The sequence below is a fragment of the Streptococcus sp. AM28-20 genome (assembly GCF_003603595.1).
Lineage (GTDB): Bacteria > Bacillota > Bacilli > Lactobacillales > Streptococcaceae > Streptococcus > Streptococcus ilei.
Genome location: NZ_QTNK01000001.1, coordinates 153,396 through 166,287 on the forward strand (window position 1 = coordinate 153,396; position 12,892 = coordinate 166,287).

A 12,892-nucleotide genomic window follows, 5' to 3' on the forward strand; every position below is an offset into this window, starting at 1 on the left:
TTTCTAGCTTGAAAATTGCTATGATAAAGTCAAGGAAATGAGGTTACAAGTATGAAATCATTACAGTTGTTTTGGACGCAATATGCTGATTTTTCAAGAAGATCAGATAGAAAAGAATTTTGGATCAGCCAAGCCTGGCATTTACTATTTACAAGTCCATTTTGGATTTACCAATTGGTCTTACTCTTTTCAAATTCGAAATCAGAGGAAGAGGTGATTCCCTTGACCGGGATGGACGTTTCGGCTTGGTTCAGCATCTTTTTTCTCCTTTATCTCTATCTTATTTTTGTTCCCCAGCAAGCAGTAGTCGTTCGGCGATTGAGAGATGCAGGTCTTCATTGGTCTTTGGTTTTCCTATTTCTAGGTCCTATCTTGCTCTACCTTTTATCTCCTATTTCTATTTTTCTAGTCTTAGCTCTTGCGGGTTTGCTTTGTTTAGCATGTCTCTTGGTCCTTCCAAGTGCTAGACTTGCACAACCGGACCAGATTGCTTCTCCAGTATTTGCTTCGACGAGTCCCGAGGTCTCTTCGCCAAGTATTCCTTTCCATTTGATGGAGCCCAACAGTTTTTCAGCTATTCCCCAGATTGTTTCGGCTCCACCAACTCCACTAGAGAAAGCGCCACTTGAAAAGAAAATGGAATCGGAACAGACTCAGTATCATTTTAGAGAGTGGAATGAGGTACCTTCAGAACATGCAGGCTTTACAAACAATTAAAAAAATCAGTTCCGAGAACCTTCCTCCTATCCTGGTTCTTTCAGGAGATGACATCGGTCAGTTTGAGTGGATGAAAGAGCAACTTTTAAAGAAAGTAGGCTACGATTCATCTGATTTAAACTATTCTTATTTTGACATGAAGGAAACAGCTTATTCAGAAGTTGAGCTTGACTTGGTCAGCCTCCCATTTTTTGCGGATGAAAAAATAGTGATTTTGGATCATTTTGTCGATGTGACGACCGCGAAAAAAAGATACCTGACGGATGATGAATTGCAGTCCTTTGAAGATTACTTATCGGCGCCTTTAGAAACGACTCGCTTAATTGTTTTTGCGGAAGGAAAACTGGATAGCAAGCGAAGGATTGTCAAGCTTTTAAAACGGGATGCCCAGGTGCTGGAGGCAACTGAATTAAAGGAACAAGAGTTGCGTGCCCATTTCACGGAAGAGATTAAGTCACTAGGGCTAGCGATTGATTCACCAGCATTCGAACAACTTTTGATCAAATCTGGCTTTGATTTTAGTGAGATTCAGAAAAACTTGGAGTTTCTTAAAACGTACAAAGGAGCTTCGAGCATTACCATCTCAGATATTGAAGAGGCTATTCCGAAGACCCTACAGGATAATCTGTTTGATCTAATCCAGATGATTCTAAAGAAACAAATTGATCCCGCCCGTAGTTTGGTTAAGGACCTACGGTTACAAGGCGAAGATGAAATCAAACTCTTGGCCATTTTATTGAGTCAGTTCCGCGTCTACACACAGGTCAAACTGTTGAAGCAAGAGGGACGGACAGAATCTCAAATCGTTTCAGACCTATCAGAGCTGACCGGCCGAAAAGTGAACCCCTACCAAGTCAAATTTGCCCTAAGGGATAGTAGAGGAATTTCTCTTTCTTATTTGGAGCAGGCTATTTGTCTTTTGATTGATACCGATTTTCAAATGAAATCGGGAACTTATGAGAAAGATTATCTATTTGATTTAGCTTTACTAAAGCTGGCTAACCCATCGGTGTAAGCAGAATAGTTGAATAAATTAGATGATTGCGTTATCATTTTTATATACATAAAGAAAAAGAGGTATTTTCCATGGCAATTATTTTACCAGATCTTCCATACGCATACGATGCATTAGAACCATATATTGATGCTGAAACAATGCACTTGCACCATGACAAACACCACCAAACATACGTAAACAATGCGAATGCTGCTCTTGAAAAACACCCTGAAATCGGTGAAGACCTTGAAGCTTTGCTTGCAGATGTAGAATCTATCCCAGCTGATATCCGCCAAGCGCTTATCAACAACGGTGGTGGACACTTGAACCATGCTCTTTTCTGGGAATTGATGACTCCTGAAAAAACAGCTCCTTCAGCAGAACTTGCAGCAGCAATCGATGCAGCTTTCGGTTCATTTGAAGAATTCCAAGCAGCCTTTACTGCAGCGGCTACAACACGCTTCGGTTCTGGATGGGCATGGTTGGTTATTAACAAAGAAGGGAAGCTTGAAGTGACTTCAACAGCAAACCAAGATACACCAATCTCAGAAGGGAAGAAACCAATCTTGGGCTTGGATGTTTGGGAACATGCCTACTACGTGAAATACCGCAATGTACGTCCTGATTACATCAAAGCTTTCTTCTCAGTAATTAACTGGAACAAAGTTGATGAGCTTTACGCAGCAGCTAAATAAGCTTTCATAATAAAAAAGTTTGAATCAAAAGGTAGCTTAATGGTGCCTCTCGATTCAGGCTTTTTATTTTTCAAATTGGTCGAATTAGATTCAAATGAATCTCCCATTTTGGAAGGGATATTTCTTGCGTTTATACTTGAAAATGATACACTAGAAGAGTATGTGAAAGTGAGGAAAAAAGCTTCCTACATAAGGAAGAAACTCCGGTCACTTTTTCTGAAAAAACTATGCCTCGAAAAAAGGGAGAATGAAAATGACGAGTATTACGATTACTAAAGGAGCAGTAGATACTCCACTTTATTTAAAAATGCTCAACCGCCATGGTTTGATTGCGGGAGCTACTGGAACAGGGAAAACCGTTACCTTAAAAGTGATAACTGAAAAATTGAGTCAGCAAGGGATTCCGGTGTTTCTAGCAGATATCAAGGGAGATCTATCAGGTCTTGCTAAAGCAGGACAATGGACGCCAAAGATGGAAGAGCGCTATAAACTACTTGGTATTACAGATCCTTTTGAACCTCAAGCTTTTCCAGTTCGCTTATGGGATGTCTTTGGTCAAGCAGGCCATCCCGTCCGTGCTACGATTGAAGGAATGGGCTCTCTTTTGCTAGCGCGCTTGTTGGAACTCAACGAAACGCAAACAGGGATTTTGGCCATCGTCTTTAAATTAGCCAAAGAAAAAAATTGGCCTTTGATTGATTTGAAGGATTTGCAGAGTCTTTTGAAGGAAGTCTATGACCATGCCTCAGATTATTCCGCTCAATACGGCAATATCAGTAAACAATCAGTAGGAGCTATTCAACGAAGCTTGTTAGTGCTAGAGCAAGAGGGAGCAGATCAATTCTTCGGAGAGCCTGCCTTGGATCTTCAAGATTTTATGCAATTGGACAGCAGTGGACGAGGCTACATCAACATTCTATCAGCGACTCGTCTTTTCAACTCCCCTAAGCTCTATTCAACCTTCCTGATCTGGATGTTGTCTCGTCTGTTCGAGACCTTACCAGAAGTTGGAGATCTAGAAAAACCGAAATTTGTCTTTTTCTTTGATGAAGCCCACCTCTTGTTTAATGATGCGAGCAAGCTCTTCCTGGAAAAAGTTGAGCAAGTCGTTCGCCTTATCCGGTCTAGAGGAGTGGGGATCTACTTTATTACACAGAATCCTCAAGATCTTCCTGAATCTGTCTTAGCCCAACTTGGGAATCGTGTCCAACATGCCTTGCGTGCCTATACGCCAAAGGAAATGAAAGCTATTAAAGTTGCTGCTCAAAGCTTCCGACCAAACCCAGAATTTGATACGGAAACTGTCTTGACGGAGTTGGGAACAGGGGAAGCTCTCGTTTCCTTCCTAAATGAAAAGGGGCAACCAAGTGTAGTTGAACGTTCTTATATTTTGTCTCCACAATCCAGTTTTGATTTGTTAAACGAGAGTGAACAGTTGGCCTTGATTACCAGCTCTCCTTTCCATCAAAAATATGCCGTTCGAGTCGATAATGAATCAGCTTATGAAAAATTGACTGAAAAAGCTAGCAAGGAAGAGGAAGAAAAGACGAGAGTTGCAGAAGAGAAGGCCAGTCAAAAACGGAGTCCAGGCCGTCCACGGAAATCTAGTATAGAAAAGGCCAAAGATTCCTTTATCAGTTCCTTGTTCCGTACCATTGCACGCGAAGTTGCTAAATTGATTATGGGCTCCTTTAAGCGCAAATAAGACAGTCAAAATCAGATGGATTCTTAGAAACATGAGGAAGGATTGAGCTTGGGATTGCTAAAAAAGTTTCTGCTAGAAGAAATCGTTTTCTGATCCAGAAATGCCTTGTTATTTTAAAGAGAATCTTTTATAATTAACTTCATATGAAAAAAATATTTAATGTTCGATCGATCATGATTGTATTAGGAATTTTATTATGTATAGGAGGAGTTGGAGCATTAAGTTACCTCCATCTACATCAAGTTTCGGCTTCACCGCTTGCTCAAGAGGGAATGAAGGCTCAACCAGTCGAGTCCAAGCAAGAAAAGCAGCCCCTTCAACCTCCACGTGTTAAAAGTCCTGAGGAGAAACAAGCCGTCATGGATCAGGATCGTGAAACCATGGAGAATTTGGGTCTTGTCTATGATTATGCCAATAAAGGCTTGGTAGAAGTTGTACAGGACTATATGGCTGAATATGGAATTGATCCTTCCCAGATTACCTTTACCTATAAAAATCCTGCGACAGGCCAACAATTTTCGATGAATGAGTTGCAGCCGATGACAGCGGGAAGTACTTATAAACTGCCCCTAAATATGTTAGTCGTGGATGAAGTCGATGAAGGGAAGTTAAATTTAACGGATGAATTTGATATTACCAATACTTACTACGAGTACCTTGGAGAGCACGATAATTATGTAGCTGCCTTTGGTGGATCCATGACTATCCCAGATATGCAGCGTTATTCACTTGTGTATTCAGAAAATACGCCGGCATATGCCTTGGCCGACCGCTTTGGTGGCATGGACAATGTTTATGGGAAGTATGAAAAATATGGAAAATCCCGTGCAGAAATAAAAACCATTAGTCCTGAAAACAAAACGACATCTGATTACTATATTCAAGTCTTGGACTATCTTTGGAATCATAAAGAAAAGTATGGGGCCTTGCTAGAATTGATTGGAGAGTCCTTCCCAAATGAATATTACAAACGGTATTTACCAGATTTAGTCATTCAGCAAAAACCTGGTTATGTAGCGGAAGCCCTCAATGTCGAAGCCATTGTTTACGAACAAACACCCTACCTCATCTCGATTTTTACAGCTGGTCTAGGGGGAACAACCCCAGAAAGCACGGAGATCAGTGGCTACGGTCTTCATTTACTTGGCCAACTCTGCTATGTGATCAATGAATGGCACCGTGTAAATGTTAATTAAGTAATTAGAACCTTTCCCAGGATAGTCTTGGGAAGGTTTTTGCTTTGCAAAATGATTGTTTAATGACTAAAATCTTATTGACATTCTTTGAGGTCGGTGCATAAATATGATATAATAACTAAAGAACCTAAAGAAAGAATAGAAATGATTACAAAAGAAGATTATCAGTTGATTCGATCCCATCCAGCTTTCTCTGAAATTCCAGTTGAAAAATTTGATAAATTAGCTGTAGAAATCCATTATAGAGAAATCCCAAAGGGACAAATCCTATTTTTTGCTGGTGATAAGCGTGACCGGATTTTTTTACTAGTAGAAGGCTATGTTCGTATTGAGGAGTTTGACTCTTCAGATACCTTTTCGTATATGGACTACATCAAAGAAGGAGCTGTCTTCCCATACGGTGGTATGTTTACAGACTCAAATTATCACTATACAGCCACTTCCATGACGACGGTAAAATATTTCAGCATTCCTGTTCAGCTGTATGAGGAAATTGTTCAGTTCAGTATGGATCAAGTTCTCTTTATTACGAGAAAACTTTCAAAAATTTTGGAATTCCAGGAGTTGCGGCTTCGCAATGTGGTGGCAGCCAGCGCCAGTGATCGTGTGATTCAATCCTTAGCTCTGCTCTGTAAGGATTATCAAAAGTTAGGATCGACCATTCCTTTTCCAATGAGTATGAAAGAGTTAGCCAGATTAGCTGCGACGACTAGAGAAACCGTCAATCAAGTATTAAAGAAGCTTATAGAAGAGGAAAGAATCGAATACAAGCATAAAAAATTAACCTTTCTCGATCTTCCTTTCTTTTTAGATAGTTTTAAAGAAGCCTAATAGGGCTTCTTTTATTTTCTATCAAAAACGTTAAAAACTTTTAAAAATCAAATAAAAAATATTTATCCGTAAAAAGAATATATATAACAAAATATCCAAAGAAAGCGGTTCATATTTCATAAAATAAGGGTTATATTTAAAAAAATGTCAGATTCTTTGCATTCGTAATGGAAGATTGACTGTGAAAGCGGTACCAATTGGTGATAAAATGAAACCTGTAAACGGGATTAGCTAAGCTAAACCGCGAGAAAAAGGAGGACTATAAATGTCTACACACCCAATTCATGTTTTCTCAGAAATTGGAAAACTGAAAAAAGTTTGTTTGCACCGTCCAGGTAAAGAGTTGGAAAACTTGATGCCTGACTATCTTGAACGTCTTCTTTTTGATGATATTCCATTCTTGGAAGATGCTCAAAAAGAACATGACGCATTTGCTGAAGCACTTCGTAACGAAGGAATCGAAGTACTTTATCTTGAGCAGTTGGCTGCTGAGTCATTGACTTCACCAGAAATTCGCGATCAATTTATCGAAGAATACCTTGATGAAGCGAACATTCGTGGACGCCAAACAAAAGTTGCGATCCGTGAATTGCTTCACAGCATTGAAGACAACCAAGAATTGGTTGAAAAAACAATGGCAGGGGTTCAAAAAGCTGAACTTCCAGAAATTCCTGAAGAAGCAAAAGGATTGACAGACCTTGTTGAATCTGATTATCCATTCGCTATCGACCCAATGCCAAACTTGTACTTCACACGTGACCCGTTTGCTACAATTGGTAATGCAGTATCATTGAACCACATGTACGCAGATACACGTAACCGTGAAACATTGTATGGTAAATACATCTTCACATACCACCCAGTCTACGGTGGAAAAGCAGAACTTGTCTACAACCGTGAAGAAGATACTCGTATCGAAGGTGGAGATGAGTTGGTACTTTCTAAAGATGTATTGGCAGTTGGTATCTCACAACGTACAGATGCTGCATCAATCGAAAAATTGTTGGTAAACATCTTCAAGAAGAACGTTGGCTTCAAGAAAGTATTGGCCTTCGAATTTGCTAACAACCGTAAATTCATGCACTTGGATACAGTATTCACAATGGTGGACTACGATAAATTCACAATCCACCCAGAAATCCAAGGTAACCTTCGCGTCTTCTCTGTAACTTATGAAAACGAACAATTGAAGATCGTTGAAGAAAAAGGTGATTTGGCAGAACTTCTTGCTGAAAACCTTGGTGTTGAAAAAGTTACTTTGATTCCATGTGGAGATGGCAACATCGTTGCTGCTGCGCGTGAACAATGGAACGACGGATCAAATACTCTTACAATCGCACCTGGTGTGGTAGTCGTATACGACCGTAACACTGTTACTAACAAGAAATTAGAAGAATACGGACTTCGTTTGATTAAGATCCGCGGAAGTGAATTGGTTCGCGGTCGTGGTGGACCTCGTTGTATGTCAATGCCATTCGAACGTGAAGAAATCTAATCATCCTTCTACAGTTTAGAGGGCTCAGTGTCTAAACTGAGCCCTCTAAACTGAATGACAGGATCTTATCATGCATAATTAAAGGAGATAATTAATGACAACTTCAGTATTCCAAGGACGTAGCTTTTTAGCAGAAAAAGACTTTACACGTGCAGAGTTAGAATACCTTATCGGACTTTCAGCTCACTTGAAAGACCTTAAAAAACGCAACATCCAACACCACTACCTAGCTGGTAAAAACATTGCGCTTTTGTTTGAAAAAACTTCAACTCGTACTCGTGCAGCCTTCACTACTGCAGCTATCGACCTAGGTGCTCACCCAGAATACCTTGGTGCAAACGACATCCAACTTGGTAAAAAAGAATCTACAGAAGATACTGCAAAAGTTCTTGGACGTATGTTTGACGGTATTGAATTCCGTGGTTTCAGCCAACGCATGGTTGAAGAATTGGCTGAATTCTCAGGTGTTCCAGTATGGAACGGTTTGACTGACGAATGGCACCCAACACAAATGCTTGCAGACTACTTGACTGTTCAAGAAAACTTTGGACGTCTTGAAGGTTTGACACTTGTGTACTGTGGTGACGGACGTAACAACGTTGCTAACAGCCTTCTTGTAACAGGTGCTATCCTTGGTGTGAACGTACACATCTTCTCACCAAAAGAACTCTTCCCAGAACAAGAAATTGTTGAATTGGCAGAAGGATTCGCAAAAGAAAGTGGCGCTCATATCTTGATCACTGAAGATGCTGACGAAGCTGTGAAAGGTGCAGATGTACTTTACACTGACGTTTGGGTATCTATGGGTGAAGAAGACAAATTTGCAGAACGTGTTGCCCTTTTGAAACCTTACCAAGTAAACATGGAATTGGTTAAGAAAGCTGATAACGAAGACTTGATCTTCTTGCACTGCTTGCCAGCTTTCCACGACACAAACACTGTTTATGGTAAAGACGTTGCTGAAAAATTCGGCGTAGAAGAAATGGAAGTTACTGACGAAGTGTTCCGCAGCAAATATGCTCGTCACTTTGACCAAGCTGAAAACCGTATGCACACAATCAAAGCGGTTATGGCAGCTACTCTTGGTAACTTGTACATTCCAAAAGTTTAAGACTTTATAACCGTATACCAACAGCTATAGGGGCTGGACTGCTAGCTTTAGTCCTGCCCCTATTTTTTATAGAAAGGGAAAAACTATGTCAAGAAAAATCGTCGTTGCTTTGGGAGGAAATGCCATTCTCTCATCTGATCCTTCTGCAAAAGCGCAACAAGAAGCACTTGTAGAAACTGCAAAACACTTAGTAAAATTAATCAAAAACGGAGATGACTTGATCATCACTCACGGAAATGGTCCTCAAGTAGGAAACCTCTTGCTCCAACACTTGGCAGCAGATTCTGAAAAAAACCCAGCTTTCCCATTGGATTCATTGGTAGCTATGACAGAAGGAAGCATTGGTTACTGGCTTCAAAATGCTCTTCAAAATGCTCTTCTTGAAGAAGGCATCGAAAAAGATGTGGCTTCTGTTGTGACACAAGTCGTTGTTGATAAAAATGACCCAGCTTTCGTTAACTTGAGCAAACCAATCGGCCCATTCTACTCTGAAGAAGAAGCAAAAGCTGAAGCTGAAAAATCAGGTGCAACTTTCAAAGAAGATGCAGGTCGTGGCTGGCGTAAAGTTGTTGCTTCACCAAAACCAGTGGATATCAAAGAAATCAATACTATCCGTACCTTGTTGAACGACGGACAAGTCGTTGTAGCTGCCGGTGGCGGTGGTATCCCAGTTGTGAAAGAAGCAAATGGTAGCTTGACTGGTGTTGAAGCTGTTATCGATAAAGACTTTGCATCTCAACGTTTGGCTGAATTGGTAGAAGCAGACCTCTTCATCGTTTTGACAGGTGTAGATTATGTCTTTGTGAACTACAACAAACCAGATCAAGAAAAATTGGAACATGTCAATGTAGCTCAATTGGAAGAGTACATCAAACAAGATCAATTTGCACCAGGAAGCATGCTTCCTAAAGTAGAAGCGGCCATCGCCTTTGTAAATGGTCGTCCAGAAGGAAAAGCAGTCATCACTTCTCTTGAAAACCTTGGCGCTTTGATTGAATCTGAAAGTGGAACAATTATCGTTAAAGACTAATTCATAAATATGAGGAGGGGAGTAGATTCCATTTTTACAGGATTTTGTACTTAGATTCTCCCCTCGTTTTTTCTAAAAAAGTTTAGGAAAAACTAGTTTTTTAATCTTAAATATGATAAAATAAACATATAGGTAAGCGCTTTCTAAAAGTTTAACCTTTTGAAAGACTCACTCAAACTTTGTTGCGTTAGGAGGATAAACAAATGAGTGAAAAAGCGAAAAAAGGGTTTAAGATGCCTTCATCTTATACCGTATTGTTAATCATCATTGCGTTTATGGCAGTGATGACTTGGATTATCCCAGCAGGGGCTTTTGTCGATGGTGTGTATAAATCACAACCTCAAAACCCTCAAGGTATCTGGGATGTCTTGATGGCACCGATTCGTGCTATGCTAGGAACTACTCCTGAAGAAGGATCTTTGATTCAAGGAACTAGTGCAGCGATCGACGTAGCCTTCTTCATCTTGATGGTTGGTGGTTTCCTTGGTGTAGTTAATGAAACTGGTATGCTAGACACTGGTATTGCTTCCATCGTGAAGAAATACAAGGGTCGCGAAAAAATGTTGATTTTGGTTCTTATGCCTTTGTTTGCCCTTGGTGGTACAACTTATGGTATGGGTGAAGAAACCATGGCCTTCTATCCTCTCCTTGTGCCAGTTATGATGGCCGTTGGATTTGATAGCTTGACTGGGGTAGCCATTATCTTGCTTGGTTCACAGATTGGATGTTTGGCATCTACCTTGAACCCATTCGCGACAGGTATCGCATCTTCAACTGCAGGTGTTAGTCTTGGGGAAGGTATCATCCTTCGTTTGATCTTCTGGGTTGTCTTGACTGGTCTTAGCACTTGGTTTGTATACAAGTATGCAGATAAGATCCAAAAAGATCCAACCAAATCTCTCACTTATGCAACTCGTGAAGAAGATATGAAATTCTTCAATGTTGGTGAAGATGATGACAATGTTAACTCAACACTTACTAAGAAACAAAAACAAGTCTTTGTACTCTTTGTATTGACCTTTGTTTTGATGGTCTTGAGTTTCATCCCATGGAGTGGTTTAGGTATCAAGTTCTTTGATAACTTTAATTCTTGGTTAACAGGTCTTCCAGTAGTTGGTCAAATCATTGGTTCATCAACTGCAGCTCTTGGTACTTGGTACTTCCCTGAAGGAGCAATGCTCTTTGCCTTTATGGGTATTCTCATCGGTATTGTATACGGCCTTAAAGAAGAACAAATCATTTCTTCATTTATGGCTGGTGCAGCTGACCTCTTGAGCGTTGCCCTCATCGTAGCAATCGCTCGTGGTATTCAAGTTATCATGAACAACGGTATGATTACAGATACCATCCTTAACTGGGGTAAACAAGGCCTCAGTGGTCTATCTCCTCAAGTCTTTATCGTCTTGACTTATATCTTCTACTTGCCAATGTCATTCTTGATCCCATCTTCATCTGGTCTTGCCAGTGCGACAATGGGTATCATGGCTCCATTGGGAGAATTCGTCAATGTACGTCCTAGCTTGATTATCACTGCCTACCAATCTGCGTCTGGTGTCTTGAACTTGATTGCACCAACATCTGGTATCGTAATGGGAGCTCTTGCTCTTGGACGTATCAACATTGCAACTTGGTGGAAATTCATGGCGAAACTTGTAGTTGCTGTTATTGTAATTACCATTGCCCTTCTTCTTCTCGGAACCTTCGTTCCAGCCCTATAAGAAGTAAATGAGGTGATTCCATGAAATTTGAGATTACAAATCAAGTCAAAGATGACTTTCTAGCTTCATTAAAGACTCTGATTTCTTATCCTTCGGTTTTAAACGAAGGCGAAAATGGAACACCGTTTGGACAAGCTATCCAAGATGTCCTTGAGAAAACGTTAGAAATTGCTCAAGAAATGGGCTTTCAAACTTATCTAGATCCTGAAGGATACTATGGATATGCAGAGATCGGTCAGGGGGAAGAACTCCTGGCCGTTCTTTGTCACTTGGATGTTGTTCCAGCCGGTGATTTAGAAGATTGGCAATCGCCACCTTTTGAGGCGACTTTGAAGGATGGATGGTTGATTGGACGTGGAGTACAAGATGATAAGGGGCCATCCCTTGCGGCCCTTTACGCAGTTAAGAGTCTTCTGGACCAAGGAGTTGCATTTACCAAACGGATCCGCTTTATATTTGGTACAGACGAAGAAACTCTCTGGCGCTGTATGAATCGCTACAATCAGATAGAAGAAAAAGCAGATCTTGGCTTTGCTCCGGATTCCTCTTTCCCATTAACTTATGCTGAAAAAGGCTTGCTTCAAGTGAAGCTCCATGGACCAGGCTGGGAGGATCTTCCCTTGCAAGCTGGTCGCGCCCTCAATGTAGTCCCAGATAAGGCGACTTATAAGGGTGACCGCTTAGAGGAGCTCTTACCAGTCATCGAGCAAAGTGGTGTGAACTATACTGAAGAAGTAGGAGCAGTGACCGTTCTTGGTCTTTCTAAACATTCGAAAGATGCGGCTGAAGGTGTCAATGCCATTATCGGCTTAGCGGAAAGTCTTTCCTTAATCCAGCCTCACCCGTCTCTACTCTTTATAGCAGATGCTGTTGGACAAGATGCGACAGGGGCAGCTCTTTTTGGTGAAATCAAAGATGAACCAAGTGGTGCTCTTTCCTTCAATATTGCTACTCTCTCTATTGATGAACAGCATTCTGAAATCGGGGTTGATATTCGGATCCCTGTCCTAGCAGATAAGGATGCTTTAGTAGAGCGATTAACTGAGGTGGCGGCTAGTTACCAACTTCAGTATGAAGAATTCGATTATTTAGCTCCACTTTACGTGCCGTTAGATAGTCCATTGGTAAGTACTCTGATGAAGGTCTACCAAGAAGAAACGGGGGATCAGACTCCAGCTATGTCCTCAGGAGGAGCTACTTTTGCTCGAACCATGGAGAATTGTGTGGCTTATGGGGCACTTTTCCCTGGAGCACTCCAGACAGAGCACCAGGCCAATGAACGAGCTAAACTGGAAGATCTCTATCGTGCGATGGAAATCTATGCAGAGACTATCCGACAGTTAGCAGGCAAGGAAGCCTAATAGAGATTAGAAAAAAACGCTTAGATGGGCAGACCA

11 protein-coding genes are annotated in these 12,892 nt (G+C 40.9%); all 11 read left to right on the plus strand.

The genetic code is table 11. The features are described 5' to 3' along the window. The first annotated feature begins 51 nt into the window (after positions 1–51). Complete coding sequence (locus tag DW738_RS00890) at positions 52–717, plus strand: DUF805 domain-containing protein (protein WP_123160078.1); 666 nt, start codon at positions 52–54, stop codon at positions 715–717. Next, complete coding sequence (gene holA, locus DW738_RS00895) at positions 695–1,732, plus strand: DNA polymerase III subunit delta (protein ID WP_123160079.1); 1,038 nt, start codon at positions 695–697, stop codon at positions 1,730–1,732. The genes DW738_RS00890 and holA overlap by 23 nt, the downstream gene beginning before the upstream one ends. A 71-nt stretch (positions 1,733–1,803) precedes the next feature. After that, positions 1,804–2,409, plus strand: coding sequence for a superoxide dismutase SodA (sodA, locus tag DW738_RS00900; protein ID WP_123160080.1), 606 nt, complete (start codon positions 1,804–1,806; stop codon positions 2,407–2,409). Positions 2,410–2,662: 253 nt separating this feature from the next. Beyond that, positions 2,663–4,114: a helicase HerA-like domain-containing protein gene (locus tag DW738_RS00910; protein ID WP_123160082.1), complete on the plus strand. Its 1,452-nt coding sequence runs from the start codon at positions 2,663–2,665 to the stop codon at positions 4,112–4,114. Positions 4,115–4,257: 143 nt separating this feature from the next. Next, entirely contained in the window at positions 4,258–5,310 is a 1,053-nt protein-coding gene (locus DW738_RS00915; RefSeq protein ID WP_123160083.1) for a serine hydrolase, read from the plus strand. A 144-nt stretch (positions 5,311–5,454) separates the two neighbouring features. Next, positions 5,455–6,141: a Crp/Fnr family transcriptional regulator gene (locus tag DW738_RS00920; RefSeq protein ID WP_123160084.1), complete on the plus strand. Its 687-nt coding sequence runs from the start codon at positions 5,455–5,457 to the stop codon at positions 6,139–6,141. Positions 6,142–6,406: 265 nt separating this feature from the next. Further along, positions 6,407–7,636, plus strand: a complete 1,230-nt coding sequence (arcA, locus tag DW738_RS00925) for an arginine deiminase (RefSeq protein WP_023022688.1) — start codon at positions 6,407–6,409, stop codon at positions 7,634–7,636. Between the two features lie 94 nt (positions 7,637–7,730). Next, a complete protein-coding gene (gene argF, locus DW738_RS00930) occupies positions 7,731–8,747 on the plus strand; it encodes an ornithine carbamoyltransferase (protein ID WP_023022690.1) in 1,017 nt (338 codons plus the stop codon). An 85-nt stretch (positions 8,748–8,832) separates the two neighbouring features. Continuing rightward, on the plus strand, positions 8,833–9,777 hold the full coding sequence (gene arcC / locus DW738_RS00935; RefSeq protein WP_048789627.1) for a carbamate kinase: 945 nt from the start codon (positions 8,833–8,835) through the stop codon (positions 9,775–9,777). Between the two features lie 203 nt (positions 9,778–9,980). Next, entirely contained in the window at positions 9,981–11,495 is a 1,515-nt protein-coding gene (locus DW738_RS00940) for a YfcC family protein (protein WP_123160085.1), read from the plus strand. Between the two features lie 20 nt (positions 11,496–11,515). Next, positions 11,516–12,856, plus strand: coding sequence for a dipeptidase (locus DW738_RS00945; protein ID WP_123160086.1), 1,341 nt, complete (start codon positions 11,516–11,518; stop codon positions 12,854–12,856). The last annotated feature ends 36 nt before the right edge of the window (positions 12,857–12,892 follow it).

What these genes read in the sequence shown, in the direction of transcription:
- arcC (WP_048789627.1), top strand. Translation starts at nt 8,833, where the DNA reads ATGTCAAGAAAAATCGTCGTTGCTTTGGGAGGAAATGCCATTCTCTCA.
- DW738_RS00915 (WP_123160083.1), top strand. Translation starts at nt 4,258, where the DNA reads ATGAAAAAAATATTTAATGTTCGATCGATCATGATTGTATTAGGAATT.
- argF (WP_023022690.1), top strand. Translation starts at nt 7,731, where the DNA reads ATGACAACTTCAGTATTCCAAGGACGTAGCTTTTTAGCAGAAAAAGAC.
- DW738_RS00910 (WP_123160082.1), top strand. Translation starts at nt 2,663, where the DNA reads ATGACGAGTATTACGATTACTAAAGGAGCAGTAGATACTCCACTTTAT.
- DW738_RS00940 (WP_123160085.1), top strand. Translation starts at nt 9,981, where the DNA reads ATGAGTGAAAAAGCGAAAAAAGGGTTTAAGATGCCTTCATCTTATACC.
- holA (WP_123160079.1), top strand. Translation starts at nt 695, where the DNA reads ATGCAGGCTTTACAAACAATTAAAAAAATCAGTTCCGAGAACCTTCCT.
- DW738_RS00945 (WP_123160086.1), top strand. Translation starts at nt 11,516, where the DNA reads ATGAAATTTGAGATTACAAATCAAGTCAAAGATGACTTTCTAGCTTCA.
- sodA (WP_123160080.1), top strand. Translation starts at nt 1,804, where the DNA reads ATGGCAATTATTTTACCAGATCTTCCATACGCATACGATGCATTAGAA.
- arcA (WP_023022688.1), top strand. Translation starts at nt 6,407, where the DNA reads ATGTCTACACACCCAATTCATGTTTTCTCAGAAATTGGAAAACTGAAA.
- DW738_RS00890 (WP_123160078.1), top strand. Translation starts at nt 52, where the DNA reads ATGAAATCATTACAGTTGTTTTGGACGCAATATGCTGATTTTTCAAGA.
- DW738_RS00920 (WP_123160084.1), top strand. Translation starts at nt 5,455, where the DNA reads ATGATTACAAAAGAAGATTATCAGTTGATTCGATCCCATCCAGCTTTC.